Here is a 19,684-nt window from a genome sequence, read left to right as displayed (position 1 = left end):
CCCGTTGGGCGGTGGGGGCTCAACGACGGCTGTTGAGCACCTGCAACATGGCCGCCGTCTGGGCATCCGGCACGCCATCGAAACGCTGCGGGCGAAAGCGCATCTGGAAGGCTGCCAGCACGTGCTTGGTGCTGACATCATTCTCGCCGGTTTGCTCGATGGCGTAGCCGAAGCGCTTCAACTGCTGCTGATACCAGCTGATGCTCGGTGGATTGACGCTGAAGTACGCCTGCTGCTGGGCCACGGCCTGGGCATTCGGCCAGACCCCAAGGCCTGCGTCCGCCAGGCGCTTCCAGGGGAACATCGGGCCCGGGTCGAGCTTGCGCAGCGGGGCGATGTCGCTGTGGCCGATGATGTAGCGCGGCTTGATGTTGTTGCGCTTGACGATGTCCTTGAGCAGGACGATCAGCGCCTGGACCTGCGCCTCGGTGTAGGGGTGCCAGACCCGCCCGGTCGGCGTGTCGGTATAGCCGGGGTTGACGATCTCGATGCCGATCGAGGTGGAGTTGAGCCAGGTGCGGCCATCCCACTGGCTGTCACCGGCGTGCCAGGCACGACGGCTCTCGTCCACCAGTTGGTAAACAGTGGCCGGCGAGTCGCCGATCAGGTAGTGGCTGCTGACTTCGCCGTGGGTGAGCAAGTTCAGCGAACGCTCCAGCGAAGCATTGGTGTAATGCAGGACGACGAACTGGATGCGTTCGTCCTGGTTGACCGAAGTATGGCTGCGGTCGATCCGCAAACCGCTGGTGCAACCTGCCAGCGTCAGCAGCAGGAGGGCGGTGAAAAACGCTTTCATGAAGAGGGCACTGTGATGAGAGTCTGCAAAGCGTAAGCTTAACGTATCCTCGCCCTTGCCACTCAGCCCTGTTCGACGCGATTTCGACCAAGATGTTTCGCCCGGTACAGCGCTTCGTCTGCCCGCTTGAGCACCACCTCGCTGCGCTCACCGCTGCGAAACGCGCTGATGCCTATGGACAGGGTAATGGTCACCCGCTCGCCCTTGAAGTGGAACGGGCAGGCTTCGATGGCTGCCCGCAGAGCTTCCGCCAGCTGACAGCCAGCTGGCAGCGAGGTTTGCGGGATCAGCAAAACAAACTCCTCACCACCAAAGCGGGCGATGAAATCCTGGCTGCGCAGGCGCTTGCGCAGCACGCTGGCGACTATTTTCAAAACCTTGTCACCGGCCAGGTGGCCATAGCTGTCGTTGATACGCTTGAAATGGTCGAGGTCGAGGATCGCCATCAACAGATGGCCGCCGCTTTCCTGCCATTGCAGCACTTCCTGATCAACCCGCTCCGACCAGGCGGCGCGGTTGGGCAGCCCGGTGAGCGGATCAATCAGGGCTTTCTGGCGCTGCTCTTCAAGGTGCTCGCGGTAGCCCAGGGCTTCCTGCTCCATGCTCGCCACCCGCTCGGCCAGGCCTTGCAGACGGCTGGCCATGTCCTGCTCGCGCTGGTCACGCTGCTGCTGGTGCTCGTCCATGGTGCCGAGCAAACCTTCGAGGCGGCTTTCCAGGATGTGCTTGAGGCTGCCCAGGTCGGCCGCGCCCTGCACACTGCTTTGCAGGCCATCGACCTGCTCGCGCAGCTGGCTGTCGAGGTCGCGGGCTGCCGAGGTGTTGTCGGCGTGGCCTGCGCTGGCTTCGTGCAGGTGGCTCTGGAACGACTCCAGGCGCTCGTTGAGTTGCTGCAGGTAGGCTTCGAACTCGTGCTGGCCGCTGTCGTTGATTGCCAGCATCAGCACCGCCAGGTCATCCAGCACCGGCAGCAGCTCGTACCAGTTCAGGCCGTGCTCCAGGCGCTCGCGCATCGACTGCGCCTGGGCCTTGTGGCGTTCGGGCAGGGTCAGGTCGTCGAGCAGGCCGAGCAGGGTGTCTTCGATATGCGCCGCGACCGAGCTATAGGTGGGCTCGGTGCCGTCGGGCAGGGCGAACTGGGCCTCTTCGTCATCTACCGGCTCTGCTTCTGCCAGGTCAGCCTGCGGCTCGTCCGGGCTGTGCTCGAGCAAGGCCAGTACATCCTGCTCGGAGTCCAGTGTGACCGGCTCGGCTAGCGCTGGCAGTTCAGCTTCAGCTGCTGGCTCGATTGGCAGCTCGGCAACCGGCTCAGGCTCGGATGTACCTTCAAACTGCGGCTGCGCGCTGGCTTGGGGCTCCACGGCTGCAGACTCATACGCCTCGGCAACGACCTCTGCAGCAACCGGCAAGGGCTGCAGCTCATCAACATCGACAGCGGCGGGTTCGGGCGCCACGGCCACGGGCTGTTCTCTGACCTCAGTTGCCGCCGGTACCGCAACGGCGAGAGCCGGTTGCAGGGCTTCTTCCGGCTCGCCGTCGCGATTACCGAACAGGCGCTGCAACAAACCCGGGCGTTGCGCTTCTTCAGGCCGCTCCAGCGCCGACAGCGCCTGGCCCTGCAAGCCGCTCAACTCTCCCAGCAGCAGGGGCATCTCGCGCGACTGGCTGGCGCGGGCCTCGACCTGCTTGGCGAACTTTTTCAGCGGCCGGCTGACGTCGCTGGGCAAGGGCAGGGTTTGCAGTTGGCTGACCAGTGAGGTGAGGGCGGTGGTGACCTGGGCGATTCGGGTTTCCCGGCGCTGCTCGGAATCGAGCACGGCCTTTTCCAGGCGCGGGATCAAGCCTGCGAGGGCGGCGTCCATGTTGTCGGTGCGGATCACCTCGCGCATTTCCTTCATGCACTGGTCCACCGCGCGGTCACTGCCTTCGGCGGCCAGCGTGCTGCGCACCAGACCACGGCGCAACAGGTCGAGACGAGCCTCCCAACGGCGCTCCAGCTTCTCTTGCTGTTCGATACTCTTGAGGTATTTTTCTTTCCAGCGCTGGGCTTCGTCGGTCATGCCTGGGTCCGCAGAGGGTAATGGCAATTAGCTCAAAGCGGGCAGCGTATCCACAGCAAGGGCATCAGGCAAACGAATCTCAACCGCGACCGGTAGATGATCGGAAATAGGCTGGGCCAGAACCTCGACCCGCTCCAGGGTCAGACTCGGGCTGAGCAGAATATGATCAAGGCAGCGTTGCGGCCGCCAACTGGGGAAGGTGGCTTGAACCTGGGGCGCGATCAGGCCCAGGTCGCGCAGCGGCGAGTGCTCTAGCAGGTCGGTGGCATGGGTGTTCATGTCGCCCATCAAAACCTGATGGCGGTAGCCGCCGATCAGTTCGCGAATGTAGGCAAGCTGCCGGGCGCGGGTCTTGGAACCCAGGGCCAGGTGCATCATTACCACCACCAGGGCGTCTTCACCCTCGCCGAAACGCACCAGGATCGCCCCGCGGCCAGCCGGGCCGGGTAGCGGGTGGTCTTCAAGCAGTTGCGGCTTCAGGCGGCTGAGCACACCGTTGCTGTGCTGGGCCAGGCGTCCGAGGTTGCGGTTGAGCTGCTGGTACCAGTAAGGGAAGGCGCCGAGCTGGGCCAGGTGCTCGACCTGATTGACGTAGCCTGAGCGCAGGCTGCCGCCATCGGCCTCTTGCAGGGCAACCAGGTCGAAGTCGGCGAGCAGGTCGCCGATTTTCTGCAGGTTGCCGGCCCGCCCGGTGTGCGGCAGCAGATGCTGCCAGCCACGGGTCAGGTAATGGCGGTAACGCTCGGTGCTGATGCCGACCTGGATGTTGAAACTGAGCAGCCGCAGCCGGCCGTCCTCTGGCAGGCCGTTAGCCTGCAGGTGATGTTCATTGACCTGCGGATCACACAGGCCAACGCCTCGCTCGGTTCTCCAGCGGCGCATGGCTGGCGCCGCTTACTTAGCGGCGCGCTCCTTGGCGATCAGGTAGTCAGCGACATTCAGCACGCCCTGCGGACCTTTGGCGGTGCCCAGGTCAAAGCGGTACTTGCCGTTGACGACCATGCTCGGTACGCCGGTGATCCCGTACTTCTTGGCCAGTTCTTTGGCCTTGGTGGCCTGGCCATTGATGGCGAAGGAGTTGAAGGTCGCGCGAAACTTGTCAGGATCCACGCCTTGAGTGGCGAGGAAATCAGCCATGTCGTCCAACTTGGTCAGTTGCTTGCGCTGCTTCTGAATCGCTTCGAACACGGCAGCGTGAACCTTGTGTTCAACGCCCATGGCTTCGAGAGTCAGGAACATCTTCCCGTGGGCATCCCAAGGGCCGCCGAACATGGCCGGAATGCGCTTGAAGTTGACGTCTTTCGGCAGCTTCTCGACCCACGGATTGATTACCGGCTCGAAGCTGTAGCAGTGCGGGCAGCCATACCAGAACAGCTCGACCACCTCGATTTTGCCAGGGACCGACACCGGAACCGGGTTGCTCAGCTCGGTATACTGGTCGAAGGCTACCGGTTCGGCGGCCTGGGCAGTCATGCCGAAGAGGCTGGCGGTGACCAGCGCGGCGCCGAGAATCAGATTACGCATGCTTTACTCCTGAGCAGTCTATTGAGTCGCCTTGGCGCGACCGGTCGTAGGACAGGCCGAGGCTGGCCCGAGTTCGTTAGTGTAACGGCAGCGGGCACAAAAAAGGGCGGCCGAAGCCACCCTTTTCATCTTTGCGCCGCAGTATTAACCCAGCGTTAAAGCACGGATCAATGCAGACCCTGGATGTAGCTGGACAGTGCTTCGATGTCCTTGTTGCTCAGCTTGGCGGCAATGGTGCGCATGGTCGTGGCATCGCCATCGTTGGTGCGGTTGCCTTCGCGGAAGTCGGTCAGCTGCTTGGCTACGTAGCTGGAGTGCTGTCCACCCAGGTGCGGGAAACCGGCCAGGGCGATGCCTGCGCCATTAGGCGAATGGCAGCCGGTGCAGGCCGGCAGGCCTTTTTCGACGTCGCCGCCATTGAACAGCGCGCGACCTCGCTCGACCAGCTTCGGATCAGCCGCGCCAACGCTGCCTTTCTGGCTGGAGAAGTAGGCGGCGATGTCGGCCAGGTCCTGGTCGCTGAAGGCGGCCAGCATGCCGGTCATTTCCAGCACGGTGCGCTTGCCCGACTTGATGTCGTGCAATTGTTTTTCCAGGTACTTCTCACCCTGGCCTGCAAGTTTCGGGAAGTTCGGCGCCAGGCTATTGCCGTCCGGATTGTGACAAGCGCCACATACAGCAGTTTTGGCCTGACCAGCAGCGGCATCCCCTTTGATAGGCTCTGCGGCATTGGCTGCACCGGTGATGCCCAAGGTCAACAGCAGACTCACGAGTAGTTTGTTCATCAGCTAATCCAACTACGGCTAAGGGTGAAAGAGTTATGTATCGGGACTCCGGCTCATCCACTGGATGATCGCCTGGTAGTCCTCGGCACTGCAGTCCATGCACAATCCACGCATTGGCATAGCCTTGAAACCCTGGGTGACATGCACCACCAGTATCTCCATACCCTTCGCCAGTCTTGGCTCCCAAGCCGCACGATCACCCGCTTTCGGTGCCTGTGGCAGCTGCCCGGCGTGACAAGCCGCACACGTGCGGTTGTACAACGCCTCGGGATCCTGTGTAGCCTGAGCGCTGAATAACGGTATCAAGACACCGACAACAAGCAGCCATTTCGTCATGCGAACGACCTTTCAGGGTTGGGGGCTGCACTGCGTTCTAATGCGCAAGCTTGAATCCGATGCCCCCGTGCACATCCTCCTACGCTGGGATAATGCGCACACAAAATCTGGGGCATTATATACTCCCGTTACTGAAACGGAAACGACACCGCTTGCCGAGCCCGCCTCTGGCAACGCCCACACCGGATATCCCATGCAAGTCAAAAACCCCATCCTCGGCCTCTGCCAACAGGCCAAATTCGCCATCAGTGCTGCCAAGGTCGACCAGTGTCCGCCCGACCAGGGCTATGAAGTGGCCTTTGCCGGCCGCTCCAACGCTGGCAAGTCCAGTGCCCTGAACACCCTGACCCACGCCAGCCTGGCGCGCACCTCGAAAACCCCGGGGCGCACCCAGCTGTTGAACTTCTTCAGTCTGGACGATGAACGGCGTTTGGTCGACTTGCCGGGCTACGGTTATGCCAAGGTGCCGATCCCGCTCAAGCAGCACTGGCAGCGCCACCTGGAGGCCTACCTGGGCAGCCGCGAGGCCTTGAAGGGCTTGATCTTGATGATGGACGTGCGCCATCCGATGACCGACTTCGACATGATGATGCTCGACTGGTCGCGCGCTTCGGGCATGCCGATGCATATCCTGCTGACCAAGGCCGACAAACTGACCTTCGGCGCGGCCAAGAACACCCTGCTCAAGGTGCAGGCGGAAATTCGCAAAGGCTGGGGCGACAGCGTCTCGATCCAGCTGTTCTCGGCGCCCAAGCGCCAGGGCCTGGAAGAGGCTTACGGCGTTTTGGCACGCTGGATGGAACTGGCGGACAAGCCCGCAGAATAAGGGCTGCCCGGCAAACGCCGGGCAAAAAAAACCCCGGACTTCGTATGGGGAGGGGGAAGTTCGGGGTCCAAGTTCCGGACCGCTAGGGCGGGGTCCAGATATCTGCCAACACTTAACACAACATAGGAGCATCGAAGGGCTTCACCAGCCATTCAGTTACTCTGAGTCGCAGTTCACCGGTTTAGTTCCTGACGTTTAAAAACTATTTGCGATAGATGGGAAATTTCCGGCACTAATGGCATCAGGCCAGCTAAAAAGCCGCGACGATATGCCGCAGCTTTTCCCCGAATTTCAGCGCATTTTTAGTGTGCTTCGTCCCAATTTGACCCCACACCGACCTCAACCAGCAGCGGAACGTCCAACTGCGCGGCACCGCTCATGTGTGGACGAATTTGCTCGCGCACTTGCTCGATCAGGTCTTCGCGCACCTCTAGCACCAATTCGTCGTGCACCTGGAGGATCACCCGGGCATCCAGCCCCGAATCGCTCAGCCAGTTATCCACAGCGACCATCGCGCGCTTGATTATGTCGGCTGCCGTGCCCTGCATCGGCGCGTTGATCGCCGTGCGCTCGGCACCTTTGCGCAGGGCCGGGTTCTTGGCGTTGATCTCCGGCAGGTACAGGCGCCGGCCAAACAGGGTTTCGACATAGCCTTGCTCGGCAGCCTGGGCGCGGGTGCGTTCCATGTACGCCAGCACGCCCGGGTAACGGGCGAAGTAACGATCGATGTAGGCTTGGGACTGTTTGCGGTCGACGCCGATCTGCTTGGCCAGGCCAAAGGCGCTCATGCCGTAGATCAGGCCGAAGTTGATGGCCTTGGCGCTACGGCGCTGATCAGTAGTGACCTGCTCCAGCTCGACGCCGAAAACCTCGGCAGCGGTGGCGCGGTGCACGTCCAGGTCGTTGCGAAACGCGTGCAGCAGGCCTTCGTCCTGGGCCAGGTGGGCCATGATCCGCAGTTCGATCTGCGAATAGTCCGCCGCCAGCAGTTTGTAGCCCGGCGCAGCGACGAAGGCCTGGCGAATACGCCGGCCTTCAGCGGTACGGATCGGGATGTTCTGCAGGTTCGGGTCGCTGGACGACAGGCGCCCGGTGGCCGCCACCGCCTGGTGGTAGGAGGTGTGGATACGCCCGGTGCGCGGGTTGATCTGCTCCGGCAGGCGGTCGGTGTAGGTGCTCTTGAGCTTGCTCAGGGAGCGGTACTGCATCAGCACCTTGGGCAGCGGGAAGTCCATGTCGGCCAGTTCCGCCAGCACCGCTTCGGCAGTGGAAGCCTGGCCCTTGGCGGTCTTGTTGAGCACCGGCATGCCGAGCTTGTCGTAGAGGATCACACCAAGCTGCTTGGGCGAACCGAGGTTGAATTCTTCGCCAGCGATTTCGAAGGCCTGGCGCTCCAGCTCGGCCATTTTCTCGCCCAGCTCGATGCTCTGCACGCCCAGCAGCTTGGCATCGACCAGCGCACCCTGGCGCTCGATCTTGGCCAGCACCGGCACCAGCGGCATTTCGATGTCGGTCAGTACCGACTGCAGGCTTGGAATGCTCGCCAGCTTCTGCTGCAGGGTCTGATGCAGGCGCAGGGTGACGTCGGCGTCTTCGGCGGCATAGGGGCCGGCCTGTTCCAGGCTGATCTGATCGAAGGTCAGTTGCTTGGCACCTTTGCCGGCGATGTCGGTAAAGCCGATGGTGGTGTGGTTCAGGTACTTGAGCGCCAGGCTGTCCATGTCGTGACGGGTGGCGGTGGAGTCAAGCACGTAGGACTCGAGCATGGTGTCGTAGGCCACGCCCTGCATCTGGATGCCATTGGCAATGTCGCCACCGATGGCGCAGTTGGCCAGGATGTTCATGTCGTACTTGGCGTTCTGCGCCACCTTGACCTTGGCCGGGTCTTCCAGCAGCGGCTTGAGCGCCAGCAGCACGCTGTCGCGGTCAAGCTGCTCGGGCACGCCCATGTAGGAGTGAGTCAGCGGCACATAAGCGCCTTCATGGGCCTGGACCGCGAACGACACACCGACCAGTTGCGCCTGCTGGGCATCGAGGCCGGTGGTTTCGGTGTCGAAGGCAAACAGCGGCGCCTGGCGCAGCTTCTCCAGCCAGGCATCGAAACGGGCCTGGTCGAGGATGGTTTCGTACTGGGCCTCGACCACTTCCTGCGGCGCTTCGACCACCACTTCCTGGCCGGCACGCTTGGCGTCGCGCTGAACTTCGTCGACCCAGCTCTTGAACTCCATCTCGGTGTACAGCGCCAGCAGCGCGTCACGATCAGGCTCGCCGCACACCAGCGCATCGACTTCGACGTCCAGTGGCACGTCGATCTTGATGGTGGCCAGCTCGTAGGACAGGAACGCCGCGTCGCGGTGTTCTTCCAGCTTGGCCGGCAGGGTCTTGGCGCCGCGAATGGCCAGGGTCGGCACCTTGTCGAGGTTCTGGTACAGGTCGCTCAGGCCGCCACCGATACCGGTCAGCAGGCCCACCGCGGTCTTTTCACCCACGCCCGGCACGCCTGGGATGTTGTCGACCTTGTCGCCCATCAGGGCGAGGAAGTCGATGATGTGTTCAGGACCGACGCCGAATTTCTCGTGCACGCCAGCGACGTCGAGCACGGTACCGGTCATGGTGTTGACCAGCGTAATGTGGCCGTCGACCAGCTGGGCCATGTCCTTGTCGCCGGTGGAGATGATCACCGGGCGCCCGGCCGCGGCGCTGCTGCGCGCCAGGGTGCCGATCACATCGTCGGCTTCTACGCCTTCGACGCACAGCAGCGGATAGCCCAGGGCGCGTACGCTGGCGTGCAGCGGCTCGATCTGCACGCGCAGGTCGTCGGGCATGCTCGGCCGGTTGGCTTTGTATTCGGCGAACATTTCGTCGCGGAAAGTGCCGCCCTTGGCGTCGAAGACCACCGCGAACAGGCTGTTCGGATACTGCTTGCGCAGGCTCTTGAGCATGTTCAGCACGCCCTTGACCGCGCCGGTCGGCAGGCCCTTGGAGGTAGTCAGTGGTGGCAGCGCGTGAAAGGCGCGGTACAGGTACGAGGAACCGTCCACCAGGACGAGGGGAGCTTGGCTCATGTGCAGAATCAACCTTTTCGACGGGCCCGGCGCTAGAATGTCCGGAACATTGACGACAAAGGGACAAGGTTATCATGCGTACACTAAATCGCCTGTTGCTGCTCAGCCTGTTGGCAGTCACTCCGGTCGTCGCCGTGGCAGCGGATGACGCGCCATCGGCTGATCCAGAGGTAACCATTCGCACGGAAGGCGACAAAACCATCCAGGAATACCGGCAAAATGGCTTCCTGTATGCAATCAAGGTGACGCCCAAAGGCGGCAAACCTTATTTCCTGGTACGTGCCGATGGCTCGGACGGCAACTTCGTCCGCTCCGACCAGCCGGACATGCTGATCCCGTCGTGGAAAATCTTCGAGTGGAAGTAGGCCGTACCCTTTACATCAACCTGGCACTTCCCTGCTGAAGTGCCCGTATGGGCAATTTTTGATCATGTCAGTCTTCACCCCCCTGACCCGGCCTGAGCTGGAAACCTTTCTGGCGCCGTACGGCCTGGGCCGCCTGCGGGACTTCCAGGGCATTGCCGCCGGTACCGAGAACAGCAACTTCTTTGTCAGTCTGGAACAGGGCGAGTACGTGCTGACGCTGGTCGAACGCGGGCCGATCCAGGACCTGCCGTTCTTCATCGAACTGCTCGACGTACTGCATGAGGCCGACCTGCCGGTGCCCTACGCCTTGCGTGGCAACGACGGCGTAGCCCTGCGCGAACTGGCCGGCAAACCTGCGCTGCTGCAACCACGGCTGCCGGGCAAGCACATCAAGAGCGCCAATAATCAGCACTGCGTACAGGTTGGCGAACTGCTCGGGCACCTGCACCTGGCCACCCGCGACAAGGTCCTGGAACGCAAGACCGACCGCGGCCTGGACTGGATGCTGGAAACCGGCGCCGAACTGATGCCGCGCCTGAACGCCGAACAACGCCAGTTGCTGCAGGCGTGCCTGGACGAAGTTGTCGAGCACAAGGCGCAGATCATGGCCCTGCCGCGGGCCAACCTGCATGCCGACCTGTTCCGCGACAACGTGCTGTTCGAAGGCACCCACCTGACCGGCCTGATCGACTTCTACAACGCCTGCTCGGGGCCGATGCTCTACGACCTGGCGATTACCCTGAACGACTGGTGCTGCGACGACGCCGGCATCATCGACGGCCCACGGGCGCGGGCGTTGCTCGGCGCTTATGCAGCGCTGCGACCGTTCACCTCGGCCGAGGCCAACCTGTGGCCGGTGATGCTGCGCATTGCCTGCGTGCGCTTCTGGCTGTCGCGCCTGATTGCCGCCGAATCGTTTGCCGGGATGGACGTGCTGATTCACGACCCGGCCGACTTCGAAGTACGCCTGGCGGCGCGCCAGCAGGTAGAGATAGCGTTGCCGTTCGCGCTGTGAAACATCGCGGGGCAAGCCCGCTCCTACAATAGGTTGGAGCGGGCTTGCCCCTGCGATCGGGGCGTCACAACTTCTCCAGGCACCCCGCCAGATCATTCCCCAGCGTCTCCAGCAACTGCTCGTAGCCCTGGGCACTGGCCGGCGCCGTACCACCCAGCGCGTCCAGCTCCGCCAGGGTCACCGGCAGCCCCGCCGTCAGCGTCTCAGCCAAACGTGGGCGCAGTGGCGGCTCGCTGAACACACAGGTCTTGCCCACTTCCTGCAGGCGTTTGCGCATCGCCGCCACGTGTTGGGCACCCGGCTGCACTTCGGCGGCCACGCTGAACACCCCGGTGTGTTTCAGACCATAGGCCGACTCGAAGTAGTCAAATGCCTCGTGAAAAACGAAGAACGGTTTGCCGCTGACACCGCTCAAGCGCTTTTTCAGGCGCCCGTCCAGCGCATCCAGACGCTCGCCGAAGGCCTTGAGGTTGCTCTGGTAGCGCGCGGCATTGGCCGGATCGGCAGTGCTGAGGTCTGCGGCGATCCTGGCGGCGATCACCCGGGCGTTGACCGATGACAGCCAGAGGTGGGCATCGAGACTGCCGGGGCGGTGATCATGGTCATGATCGTCGCCATCTTCGTCATGGGAGTGGCTATCTTCGCCAAAATGGCGCAGGTGCAGGCCGGGCAGTTCCTGCACGGCAACGCTTGGCTTGCTGCGGCCTTTGAGCACACGCGGCAGAAAGCCCTCCATGTCCGGGCCGATCCAGTACAGCAGGTCGACGTCGGCCACCCGCCGTACGTCGGAAGGACGCAGGGCGTAATGGTGCGGCGAGGCGCCTGGCGGCAGCAGCACTTCAGGCGTACCGACGCCGTCCTGAACCGCCGCAGCGATCTGTTGCAGGGGCTTGATGCTGGTCAGCACACGCACTTCGGCCTGTGCCTGGGCCATCACCAGAGTGGCGATAAAAGCGACAAAAAGGGCAAAAATTCGGGACACGATGACCACTCACAGGGGCTGAAACAGGTAACATAATAACGTCTCCAATCAGAACCGTCGCCGCTCATGCCTAAAACCCCGCTGGCCAACCGCCCCCACGACCACTCCCATTGCGTACACAGCGCCCTGGCCGAGGCCGATGCGCTGTGCGCACGCCAGGGTGTGCGCCTGACCGCTTTGCGCCGCCGCGTGCTGGAGCTGGTGTGGCAGAGCCACAAGCCGCTGGGCGCCTACGACATCCTCGCCGTGCTGAGCGAGCAGGACGGTCGCCGGGCCGCGCCGCCGACCGTGTACCGGGCGCTGGATTTCCTCTTGGAAAACAGCCTGGTGCACCGCATTGCCTCGCTCAACGCCTTTATCGGCTGCAGCCACCCCGAGCACGCGCACCAGGGCCAGTTCCTGATTTGCCGCGAATGCCACGTGGCCATCGAGCTTGAGCAGCGCAGCATCAGCGACGCCATCGTCGCCAGCGCTAAAGACGTCGGCTTCAGCGTCGAAGCACAAACGGTCGAAGTGGTCGGCCTGTGCAGCAACTGCCGGAGCGCCTGATGAGCAATGCGCTGATTCGCCTCGAGCAGGTGGGCGTGAGCTTCGCCGGCCAAGCGGTGCTCGACAGCATCGACCTGGCCGTGGAACCGGGGCAGATCGTCACCCTGATCGGCCCCAACGGCGCCGGCAAGACTACCTTGGTACGCGCCGTGCTCGGCCTGCTCAAGCCGCATACCGGTACGGTCTGGCGCAAGCCGCGGCTGCGCATCGGCTACATGCCGCAAAAGCTTCAGGTCGATGCCACCTTGCCGCTTTCGGTACTGCGCTTCTTGCGCCTGGTGCCCGGCGTTGATCGCGCCGCAGCGTTGTCGGCACTCATGGAAGTCGGCGCCGAAAAGGTCATCGATAGCCCGATCCAGGGGATTTCCGGCGGCGAGATGCAGCGTGTGCTGCTGGCCCGCGCACTGCTGCGCGAGCCCGAGCTGCTGGTGCTCGATGAGCCGGTGCAGGGCGTCGACGTCGCCGGCCAGTCCGAGCTGTACAGCCTGATCACCCGTCTGCGCGACCGCCATGGCTGCGGCGTGCTGATGGTTTCCCATGACCTGCATCTGGTCATGAGCACCACCGACCAGGTGGTCTGCCTCAACCGCCATGTCTGCTGCTCCGGCCACCCCGAGCAGGTCAGCGGCGACCCGGCGTTCGTCGAGCTGTTCGGCAGCAACGCGCCGAGCCTGGCGATCTATCACCACCATCACGACCACGCCCACGACCTGCACGGCTCGGTGGTTGCCCCGGCCAAAGGCGGCCACGTTCATGGAGATCACTGCAAGCATGGCTGATTTTCTGCTTTACGCCCTGCTCGCAGGTTTGGCCCTGGCACTGGTCGCCGGCCCTCTGGGATCCTTCGTGGTCTGGCGGCGCATGGCCTATTTTGGCGACACCCTGTCCCACGCTGCGTTGCTCGGCGTCGCCCTGGGTTTCGTGCTGGATGTCAGCCCGGCGCTGGCGGTGACTGTCGGCTGCCTGTTGCTGGCGATCTTGCTGGTGACCTTGCAACAACGCCAGCCGCTGGCCTCCGACACTCTGCTGGGGATTCTGGCACCGAGCACGCTTTCCCTTGGCCTGGTGGTGCTGAGCTTCATGCACGATGTGCGCATCGACCTGATGGCCTACCTGTTCGGCGACCTGCTGGCGATCAGCCCGGGGGATCTGGCCTGGATTCTCGGCGGCAGCGCTGCGGTGCTGCTGTTGCTGGTGGTGCTGTGGCGCCCGCTATTGGCAGTCACCGTGCACGAAGAGCTGGCCATGGTCGAAGGCTTGCCGGTTGCCGCGCTGCGCCTGGCGCTGATGCTGCTGATCGCGGTGGTGATTGCCGTGGCGATGAAGATCGTCGGCGTCCTGCTGATTACCTCGCTATTGATTATTCCCGCCGCTGCGGCGCAACGTCACGCCCGCTCGCCGGAACAAATGGCCCTGGGCGCCAGCCTGCTGGGGGTTACCGCGGTGTGCGGCGGCCTGGCGTTGTCGTGGTTCAAGGACACGCCGGCCGGGCCGTCCATCGTGGTCTGCGCCGCAGTGCTATTCTTGCTGAGCCTGGCACTGCCCCGGCGCTGAAGACGTGGGGTGCAGCCAAAGCGGTTGCACCCTGCGACATTTAAAAACGCGCGGGGTCCTGAAGAGTTATTTTCGAGTCTGCGGACTGGGTGTAGACTTGCTCGCTTTTTGCGCAAATAGAGAGTCGCAGGAATGAAGCCGTTCGCCTCCCGTTATCTGCTCCTTGCCGCGTTTTCACTGATCCTCGCCGCGTGCTCCAGCACCCCGGCCGACAACGCTGCCGTGCCTGCCCAGCCTGATGCCTGGCAGCAGTTGGAGCAAAGCATCGCCAGCAGCGAGCTGGCCACTGCCGAAGATCAACTCGCCACCCTGCAAAGCCAGGCGCCGAATGACAGCCGGATCGAGCAGTACCAGCGTCAATTGGCCGAAGCCTATCTGCAACGCAGCCAGATCGTCCTGCAAAAGGGCGATGTGAACGCGGCGGCCACCGCCCTGGCCCGCGCCCGTGCGCTGATGCCCAAGGCGCCGGCGCTGACGGGCGGCGTCAACGGTGCTATTGCCCAGGCGCGCAAGGCCGAGCTCGACAAAGCCGAGGCCGCCCTGAAAGCCGCCGAAGCCCGCCCTGCCGCCAAGCTGATCGACCCGACCGCGCCAAGCACCGTGGTTGCGTTGAAAACCACCAATATTCGCGAAATGCGCAAGCAACTCGATGACATCGCCAGAGATGTGATCAATTACCAGTGCGATGTGGTGTTCCAGGTGCCGCGCAAGCAGGACGCACCCTGGCTGCAAACCTTGCTGGGCAAACGCGTTAAAAAACTCGACGGTGATTTTGCCTTGCAGCAAAGCCACGAGATTCACCGCAACCAACCTGCCCAGGCGGTGCTGATCCCACGCCGCCCATGACGAAACAGGGTGCCCTGATGGGCACCCTGTTTGTGCATCACGCCGGAATGGCTTTCGCCGCGGCCTCACGCTCCCACACCCGATGTTTGCTGATTGCCGTGATGAAGGCCTTGTAGGCTTTGTCATCATTGCCCAGCAGCAAACCGCTGTCGGCCTTGAGCCCCAGCTTGTCGAGCACGGCTTGCGCCTCGCTGGCCAGGCCAATCGGCTTGAGGTGCTTGTAGGCTTCAAGCAGAAAGTGCAGCGCCACGCCGTCACCGGCCAGGGCCTGAAGCGAAGCCTTGCCGCCCGGCACCCAGGCCGCATCGAAGATCACCGACGGCATGCCTTCCATCGAGGCATCCACGGCCAGCGCCTTGCCCTGGGCGGTTTTTACCGGCGCCGAGCTCGGGCCAAGGATCTTGATCTGCGCGCTCTCGGCTTCCAGCGCCTTGACCAGGCTATCGACACTGTCGCCATCCACGCCATCAGCCACCAGCACTGCAACCTTGCGGCCCTTGATGCCTTCGCCGAGCAGGTTCATCTGGCTCAGCGCCGGTGACTCCTTGAGGCTGGTTTGGGGCACATCCACCGTACCTTTCTTCGGCGCCAGCAGGCCAAGATTGGCAGCCACTCGCGCCGCCAGCTTGAGGTCGATGTTGGCAAGAATTTCATTGACCTCACGGGCGCGGATGTACTCCCGCTCAACTTTGCCCAGTTCGAAGCTGTAGGCGCTGATGATGTGCTCCTGCTCGGTCGGGCTCATGCTCTGGAAGAACAATCGCGCCTGGGAGAAATGGTCGGCGAACGACGGGCTGCGCTGGCGCACTTTGTGCGCCTCGATGCGCTCCGGATACGACTCGAAACCACCATCGCTGGCTGCCGGCGCAGTCTCCTTGGGCCAGCCACCGTCGATCGAGTTGGGCCCGTAAGAGGCACGGCCCTTGTCCAGCGTGGTGCGGTGCTGCGCATCGCGCTGGCCGTTGTGGTTAGGGGCTAGCGGACGGTTAATCGGGATCTCGTGAAAGTTCGGCCCGCCTAGCCGGCTGATTTGGGTATCGGTGTAGGAAAACAACCGGCCCTGCAGCAGCGGGTCGTTGGAGAAGTCGATGCCGGGGACGATATGCCCAGGGCAGAAGGCAACCTGTTCGGTTTCAGCAAAGAAATTGTCCGGGTTGCGGTTAAGCACCATCTTGCCCAGCGGCGTCACCGGTACCAGCTCTTCGGGGATGATCTTGGTTGGGTCGAGCAAGTCGAAGTCGAACTTGTGCTCGTCTTCTTCGGCGACGATCTGCACGCCGAACTCCCATTCCGGGTAATTACCGGTTTCAATCGCTTCCCACAGATCGCGGCGGTGGTAATCGGTGTCTTTGCCCGCCAGCTTCTGCGCTTCGTCCCACAACAGCGAACACACGCCGGCCTTGGGCTTCCAGTGGAATTTGACGAAGCTGGATTTGCCCTCGGCATTGATCAGGCGAAAGGTATGCACGCCGAAGCCCTGCATGGTCCGCAGGCTTTTAGGAATGGCGCGGTCGGACATCGCCCAGATCACCATGTGCGCCGACTCCGGCACCAGCGAGACGAAGTCCCAGAAGGTGTCGTGGGCCGAGCCGCCGGTGGGCATTTCGTTGTGCGGCTCAGGTTTTACTGCATGGACGAAGTCGGGGAACTTGATCGCATCCTGGATGAAAAACACTGGCATGTTATTGCCGACCAGGTCGAAGTTGCCTTCGTCGGTGAAGAACTTCACGGCAAAACCGCGCACATCGCGCACGGTATCACCCGAGCCACGCGGGCCCTGAACGGTGGAAAAACGCACGAACACCGGGGTGATTTTCTCCGGGTCCTGGAGAAAACCGGCCTTGGTCAGCGCGGCATGCGATTCATAGGCCTGGAAGTAGCCATGGGCCCCGGTACCGCGGGCATGGACGATGCGCTCGGGGATGCGCTCATGGTCAAAATGCGTGATCTTTTCACGCATGATGAAGTCTTCCAGCAGCGACGGGCCACGGTCACCGGCTTTCAGTGTGTTCTGGTTGTCGGCAACCTTGACCCCCTGGTTGGTGCGCAGCGCCTGGCCGGTGGCGTCACTGCGAAATGTTTCCAAGCTTTGCAGCTTGGCGTTGGTATTGGCGCGGTCCGGGGTCTGGGTACCGGCGAGTTGGCTTTCCTTGGGTGGGTTCTTCTTGCTGGGCATCAGTGTGCTCTCCTCACTCAATCAGTCCTACGGTTCGACCCCACGGCGGGCCCTATTCAGTAGTGACTGATGGCCCCTGCAGGCGTTCCTTCGGATTGACCACTGATCGCGTTATTCCAGTAGCATTGGTCAATTGCGAAATAAATGCTAAGAACCTCTATACGAACAGGCTAAAATGCGCGCCCGGCTAACCGCTGACCCCATTCCCATGCGCCCCACAAGGTTCGCTACGTGATCGAGTTTCAAAATGTTCATAAAACCTACCGCGTAGCCGGTAGGGATATCCCCGCACTGCACCCGACCAACCTGAGCGTCGAAGACGGCCAGGTGTTCGGGCTGATCGGCCATTCCGGCGCCGGTAAAAGTACTCTGCTGCGCCTGATCAACCGCCTTGAAGCGCCAAGCGGCGGCAAGATCATCGTCGACGGCGAAGACGTCACTGGGTTCAACGCCAACGATCTTCGTCGATTCCGCCAGCAAGTCGGGATGATCTTCCAGCACTTCAACCTGCTGGCCTCCAAGACCGTTGCCGATAACGTAGCCTTGCCGCTGACCCTGGCCGGCGAGCTGTCACGCAAGGAAATCGACACCCGCGTCAACGAGTTGCTGGCCCGCGTCGGCCTGGCCGATCACGCGAAAAAATACCCGGCACAGCTTTCCGGCGGCCAGAAGCAGCGCGTCGGCATCGCCCGCGCCCTGGCCACCAAGCCGAAGATCCTGCTGTGTGACGAAGCCACCAGCGCCCTCGACCCGCAGACCACCGCCTCGGTGTTGCAACTGCTGGCCGAGATCAACCGCGAACTGAAGCTGACCATCGTGCTGATCACCCACGAAATGGACGTGATCCGCCGGGTCTGCGACCGCGTGGCGGTGATGGATGCCGGGCAGATTGTCGAGCACGGCCCGGTGGCCGATGTATTCCTGCACCCGCAGCACCCGACCACCAAGCGCTTCGTCCAGGAAGACGAGCAGATCGACGAAAACGAACAGCGCGACGACTTCGCCCATGTGCCAGGACGCATCGTGCGCCTGACCTTCCAGGGCGATTCGACCTACGCGCCGCTGCTGGGCACCGTCGCCCGGGAAACCGGTGTGGACTACAGCATCCTCGCTGGCCGCATCGATCGCATCAAGGACACCCCGTATGGGCAGCTGACCCTGGCCGTCACTGGCGGCGACATGGAAGCGGCGTTCGCCCGCTTCACTGCGGCTGATGTTCATATGGAGGTACTGCGTTGATGGACGCCTTGAGTTTCTTTGCCAACGTCGACTGGGCCGAAATCTGGCTGGCTACCATCGACACCATGATCATGCTGTTCGGCTCGCTGTTCTTCACCGTGCTGCTCGGCCTGCCGCTGGGCGTGTTGCTGTTTCTTTGCGGCCCGCGCCAGCTGTTCGAGCAGAAGGGCGTGTACGCGCTGCTGTCGCTGGTGGTAAACGTCCTGCGCTCGCTGCCGTTCATCATCCTGCTGATCGTGATGATTCCGTTCACCGTGCTGATCACCGGCACCTCGCTGGGCGTCGCCGGGGCCATTCCGCCCCTGGTGGTCGGAGCCACGCCGTTCTTCGCGCGCCTGGTGGAAACCGCGCTGCGTGAAGTCGACCGCGGCATCATCGAAGCCACCCAGTCGATGGGCGCCACCACCCGCCAGATCATCACCAATGCCTTGCTGCCCGAGGCCCGTCCGGGCATCTTCGCGGCCATTACCGTCACGGCCATTACCCTGGTGTCGTACACCGCGATGGCCGGTGTGGTGGGCGCTGGCGGCCTCGGTGACCTGGCGATCCGCTTCGGTTACCAACGTTTCCAGACCGACGTGATGGTGGTCACCGTGGTCCTGCTGCTGGTACTGGTTCAAGTCCTGCAGAGCGTGGGCGACAAACTGGTTGTGCATTTTTCCCGTAAGTAACCCCATGGGTCGGCACTGCCGACGCACCGGGGGCCGGACTGGCCCTCACAAGGAGTGATTTGATGAAAAAGCTGCTTGCTGTTGTCGCCGCCGTCGCGGCCTTCTCGGCCCAGGCCGAGACCCTGACCGTCGCCGCCACCCCGGTGCCGCACGCCGAGATCCTCGAGTTCGTCAAACCGGCCCTGGCCAAAGAAGGCGTGGACTTGAAGGTGAAGGTGTTCACCGACTACATCCAGCCGAACGTGCAAGTGGCCGAGAAGCGCCTGGACGCCAACTTCTTCCAGCACCAGCCGTACCTGGATGAGTTCAACAAGGCCAAGGGCACCCATCTGGTCAGCGTTGCCGGCGTGCACCTGGAGCCGCTGGGCGCCTACTCGAGCAAGTACAAGAAGCTCGACGAGCTGCCATCGACCGCTACCGTGGTCATCCCCAACGACGCCACCAACGGCGGTCGCGCCTTGCTGCTGCTGGACAAGGCCGGTGTGATCAAGCTCAAAGACAACAGCAACATCCTCTCGAGCGTCAAAGACATCGTTGAGAACCCGAAGAACCTGAAGTTCCGTGAACTGGAAGCGGCAACCATCCCGCGCGTGCTGACCCAGGTCGACCTGGCGCTGATCAACACCAACTACGCGCTGGAAGCCAAGCTCAACCCTGAGACGGACGCACTGGTCATCGAAGGCAGCGATTCGCCTTACGTGAACATCCTTGTTGCCCGCCCGGACAACAAGGACTCGGAAGACATGAAGAAGCTGGCGGCTGCGCTGCACTCGCCTGAGGTGAAGAAGTTCATCGAAGAGAAGTACAAGGGCGCGGTCAAGCCGGCGTTCTGATTCAAAGACCTATCGCGGGTCAAGCCAACTCTCACAGGTCAGGTGATCTCTGTGGGAGCGGG

19 protein-coding genes are annotated in these 19,684 nt (G+C 62.7%); 10 read left to right on the top strand and 9 right to left on the bottom strand.

Going from position 1 to position 19,684, the window contains the following annotated elements:
* Positions 1 to 19: 19 nt before the first annotated feature.
* The 6 genes from LOY22_RS00405 to LOY22_RS00380 form a co-directional block, all read right to left on the bottom strand.
* Entirely contained in the window at positions 20 to 796 is a 777-nt protein-coding gene (locus LOY22_RS00405; protein WP_045200653.1) for an N-acetylmuramoyl-L-alanine amidase, read from the bottom strand.
* A 62-nt stretch (positions 797 to 858) separates the two neighbouring features.
* Positions 859 to 2,856: a diguanylate cyclase gene (locus tag LOY22_RS00400; RefSeq protein WP_258595712.1), complete on the bottom strand. Its 1,998-nt coding sequence runs from the start codon at positions 2,854 to 2,856 to the stop codon at positions 859 to 861.
* 27 nt (positions 2,857 to 2,883) lie between these two features.
* Positions 2,884 to 3,738, bottom strand: coding sequence for an endonuclease/exonuclease/phosphatase family protein (locus LOY22_RS00395; protein WP_045200657.1), 855 nt, complete (start codon positions 3,736 to 3,738; stop codon positions 2,884 to 2,886).
* 12 nt (positions 3,739 to 3,750) lie between these two features.
* Positions 3,751 to 4,380 (bottom strand): thiol:disulfide interchange protein DsbA, encoded by a 630-nt coding sequence (dsbA, locus tag LOY22_RS00390; protein ID WP_093377597.1) that lies wholly within the window; start codon positions 4,378 to 4,380, stop codon positions 3,751 to 3,753.
* 167 nt (positions 4,381 to 4,547) lie between these two features.
* Positions 4,548 to 5,165 (bottom strand): cytochrome c, encoded by a 618-nt coding sequence (locus tag LOY22_RS00385; protein ID WP_045200661.1) that lies wholly within the window; start codon positions 5,163 to 5,165, stop codon positions 4,548 to 4,550.
* A 33-nt stretch (positions 5,166 to 5,198) separates the two neighbouring features.
* Positions 5,199 to 5,501 (bottom strand): cytochrome c5 family protein, encoded by a 303-nt coding sequence (locus LOY22_RS00380; protein WP_045200664.1) that lies wholly within the window; start codon positions 5,499 to 5,501, stop codon positions 5,199 to 5,201.
* A gap of 193 nt (positions 5,502 to 5,694) precedes the next feature.
* On the opposite strand from LOY22_RS00380, the gene yihA reads away from it, so the two are divergent.
* Positions 5,695 to 6,327: a ribosome biogenesis GTP-binding protein YihA/YsxC gene (gene yihA, locus LOY22_RS00375; RefSeq protein ID WP_045200667.1), complete on the top strand. Its 633-nt coding sequence runs from the start codon at positions 5,695 to 5,697 to the stop codon at positions 6,325 to 6,327.
* A gap of 302 nt (positions 6,328 to 6,629) precedes the next feature.
* Here the strand turns inward: yihA and polA are convergent, their stop codons facing one another.
* Positions 6,630 to 9,392 carry a DNA polymerase I gene (gene polA / locus LOY22_RS00370; RefSeq protein WP_258595702.1) on the bottom strand — a complete coding sequence of 921 codons (2,763 nt, stop codon included), beginning with the start codon at positions 9,390 to 9,392 and terminating at the stop codon, positions 6,630 to 6,632.
* A gap of 74 nt (positions 9,393 to 9,466) precedes the next feature.
* Here polA and LOY22_RS00365 point away from each other — a divergent pair, with 74 nt between their 5' ends.
* Both LOY22_RS00365 and LOY22_RS00360 read left to right on the top strand, forming a co-directional pair.
* A complete protein-coding gene (locus LOY22_RS00365) occupies positions 9,467 to 9,757 on the top strand; it encodes a DUF2782 domain-containing protein (protein ID WP_045200671.1) in 291 nt (96 codons plus the stop codon).
* Between the two features lie 64 nt (positions 9,758 to 9,821).
* Positions 9,822 to 10,772 carry a homoserine kinase gene (locus LOY22_RS00360; protein ID WP_045200673.1) on the top strand — a complete coding sequence of 317 codons (951 nt, stop codon included), beginning with the start codon at positions 9,822 to 9,824 and terminating at the stop codon, positions 10,770 to 10,772.
* Between the two features lie 64 nt (positions 10,773 to 10,836).
* On the opposite strand, the gene LOY22_RS00355 is transcribed toward LOY22_RS00360, so the two are convergent.
* Positions 10,837 to 11,754 (bottom strand): zinc ABC transporter substrate-binding protein, encoded by a 918-nt coding sequence (locus LOY22_RS00355; RefSeq protein WP_045200771.1) that lies wholly within the window; start codon positions 11,752 to 11,754, stop codon positions 10,837 to 10,839.
* Between the two features lie 66 nt (positions 11,755 to 11,820).
* On the opposite strand from LOY22_RS00355, the gene zur reads away from it, so the two are divergent.
* From zur to LOY22_RS00335, 4 genes are all read left to right on the top strand, one after another.
* Positions 11,821 to 12,303 (top strand): zinc uptake transcriptional repressor Zur, encoded by a 483-nt coding sequence (gene zur, locus LOY22_RS00350; protein ID WP_045200675.1) that lies wholly within the window; start codon positions 11,821 to 11,823, stop codon positions 12,301 to 12,303.
* Positions 12,303 to 13,082: a zinc ABC transporter ATP-binding protein ZnuC gene (znuC, locus tag LOY22_RS00345; RefSeq protein ID WP_045200677.1), complete on the top strand. Its 780-nt coding sequence runs from the start codon at positions 12,303 to 12,305 to the stop codon at positions 13,080 to 13,082. Before zur ends, znuC begins: the two co-directional genes overlap by 1 nt.
* A complete protein-coding gene (gene znuB, locus LOY22_RS00340; RefSeq protein ID WP_038997827.1) occupies positions 13,075 to 13,857 on the top strand; it encodes a zinc ABC transporter permease subunit ZnuB in 783 nt (260 codons plus the stop codon). Before znuC ends, znuB begins: the two co-directional genes overlap by 8 nt.
* 132 nt (positions 13,858 to 13,989) lie before the next feature.
* Complete coding sequence (locus LOY22_RS00335; RefSeq protein WP_258595698.1) at positions 13,990 to 14,703, top strand: PA5502 family lipoprotein; 714 nt, start codon at positions 13,990 to 13,992, stop codon at positions 14,701 to 14,703.
* 37 nt (positions 14,704 to 14,740) lie between these two features.
* Here the strand turns inward: LOY22_RS00335 and katE are convergent, their stop codons facing one another.
* The gene (gene katE, locus LOY22_RS00330; RefSeq protein WP_258595696.1) at positions 14,741 to 16,879 is read right to left on the bottom strand and encodes a catalase HPII; all 2,139 of its coding nucleotides are present in this window, start codon (positions 16,877 to 16,879) and stop codon (positions 14,741 to 14,743) included.
* A 231-nt stretch (positions 16,880 to 17,110) separates the two neighbouring features.
* Here katE and LOY22_RS00325 point away from each other — a divergent pair, with 231 nt between their 5' ends.
* From LOY22_RS00325 to LOY22_RS00315, 3 genes are all read left to right on the top strand, one after another.
* The gene (locus tag LOY22_RS00325; RefSeq protein WP_045200684.1) at positions 17,111 to 18,118 is read left to right on the top strand and encodes a methionine ABC transporter ATP-binding protein; all 1,008 of its coding nucleotides are present in this window, start codon (positions 17,111 to 17,113) and stop codon (positions 18,116 to 18,118) included.
* Complete coding sequence (locus tag LOY22_RS00320; RefSeq protein ID WP_045200686.1) at positions 18,118 to 18,789, top strand: methionine ABC transporter permease; 672 nt, start codon at positions 18,118 to 18,120, stop codon at positions 18,787 to 18,789. The genes LOY22_RS00325 and LOY22_RS00320 overlap by 1 nt, the downstream gene beginning before the upstream one ends.
* A 62-nt stretch (positions 18,790 to 18,851) precedes the next feature.
* Complete coding sequence (locus LOY22_RS00315; RefSeq protein ID WP_258595694.1) at positions 18,852 to 19,622, top strand: MetQ/NlpA family ABC transporter substrate-binding protein; 771 nt, start codon at positions 18,852 to 18,854, stop codon at positions 19,620 to 19,622.
* Positions 19,623 to 19,684 lie beyond the last annotated feature (62 nt).

Source organism: Pseudomonas sp. B21-035, from assembly GCF_024748945.1.
Taxonomy (GTDB): Bacteria; Pseudomonadota; Gammaproteobacteria; order Pseudomonadales; family Pseudomonadaceae; genus Aquipseudomonas.
The sequence above is the reverse complement of the archived record's forward strand: the minus strand, read 5'-3'. Positions and strand labels throughout refer to the sequence as shown.